At 42.8% G+C, this 1,871-nt stretch carries 1 protein-coding gene; it reads right to left on the bottom strand.

Annotation, left to right across the window (positions count from 1 at the left end):
* Nucleotides 1-296: 296 nt before the first annotated feature.
* The coding region (locus B4U84_RS14060; protein WP_131118975.1) for a CHAT domain-containing protein at nucleotides 297-1,871 on the bottom strand (1,575 nt) is incomplete at its 5' end.

The raw sequence follows: 1,871 nt of genomic DNA, 5'->3' as shown, positions 1-1,871 counted from the left end.
TGTGTTGCTCGCATACCACTAGACAAAGTTTGTAGCGAACGGGTTCCCGTTTGTAATAAATGGGTTCCCGTTTGTAATAAATGGGTTCCCGTTTGTAATAAATGGGTTCCCGTTTGTGATGAATGGGTTCCCGTTTGTAATAAATGGGTTCCCATTAATAAATAACGTCAAGACGTTGGTCACAAATGTGTTGATGTTCTCTATAGATGGAATGATTTTTGTGATGAACGTTAATTTTGGAATGTCCCCCGCGTCTCCGTGTCTCCGTGTCCCCGTGTCCCCCTTCCTTTGTCCCCCTACTCAGCCTCACCAACCAACAAAAACGCCGCCCAATCACTCGGATTCGGATAATTCTTCATCGTATTCAACATCGCCCGTCTTAACGCCTGTGCCTTATTGGGACTCTTCTGTAACTGCCGATAAAACTCCGGCATCAAAACAGCAGCAGACTTATCCCCCACCCGCCACAATGATACAATTACACTCGGCGTCCCAGCACTAATAAACGCCCGCGACAACCCAATCACACCATCTCCAGTAATCCGTCCCCGCCCAGTATCGCAAGCACTCAATACAACCAACTCTGCATTTAACTTCAAATTTAAAACTTCATTGGCACTCAATAAACCATTATCCTTACCAGCAGGAGCAAGCGCCACTTGTCCAGGTATTCCCCCCTCACCCAACTCATCAAGTAAACCATGAGTCGCCAGGTGGATAAATTTGGCTTGTTGCATTTGTTCTGTAACAGCAGCTTTAGTTGCATCTTTGCCAATCAGAGGTTTAATTTGAAATAAATCAGCAATATCTTGAGCTTCTTTTTCTGCTCCCGGTAAAGAGTCTAGTTGCTGTGGTGGTTCCCCAATTTTAAAACTCACCTTGGGCATAATCGGATTACCAACAACCAAAGCATTGCGAGGAATACCCACCACCAATCCTGGTTTTTGGTCAGTAGTTTGTTGAAGATTTAATCTTCGTGTACGTGTTAACTCTAGAGCTTGAATTGAAGGAGCAATAGAAATAGTATGTTTTTCAATCAGAAATTTTTGATCTTGGTCTTGTAAAGCAGCAAAGGGAACTAAAAATAAAGACTCGTGAGGAATAAAAATAACACGTGATTCAGGATTAGTTGGTAGTTCTTTGGCAATTGGTTGAATGAGTAACTTGTACATTTGCTGTAAGCAAGCATTTCCCCGACAACCTGGCTTGCGAACTGTATTTGTGGTGTCTGTTAGAGATTGGCTATTATTTCTTGTCACAGCAGCGCGAGTATTGTCAACTAAACCTGTGATTACATTAGTAGCGACACCACTACGCCCTTCAGCCAGAGTCGCCGCAGCCGTGCGGACATCCTCTGGCCCAAATTTGATGTTTTTGATATCAACTTTTTGAAATGTAACTTCACCAGTTGGTTTGACAACCCAAATATACAAGTTATCCCAGGCGATGGAATATTCAACCAAAGTCGCATTTTGTTGTTTAGCAATTTGTTGAATTTGCTCAATGTTGGGTGGGGTGGGTGCAGAAGATAGTTGTTGGCGCACAGCAAGTAACTCTGTAAAGGCTCGTGCGCGACCTCTTTCAGCAATTTCCAGAGCTTGTGTAGTTTGATTTTGAGCAATTAGGGCTTGTTGTAGTAGGCGGTAGGACTGTGATTGTGTTTCAAAGAAAGAAACTTTGAAAGCATCGTTATTGCCTAAATCTTTTCGTATGGCTTCTTTGACTGCAATTGAATTACGCAAATTTTGTTCAGCAGCTTTTGGATTACCCAAATTGAGCAGGGCTAATCCTAAGTTATTGAGAGAAATCCCCTCTCCAAGTCTGTCACCGATTTGGCGTTTAATTGCCAAACTTTGGTTGTGGTAATCAAT

Source organism: Westiellopsis prolifica IICB1 (assembly GCF_004323185.1).
Lineage (GTDB): Bacteria > Cyanobacteriota > Cyanobacteriia > Cyanobacteriales > Nostocaceae > Pelatocladus > Pelatocladus prolificus_A.
The sequence above is the reverse complement of the archived record's forward strand: the minus strand, read 5'-3'. Positions and strand labels throughout refer to the sequence as shown.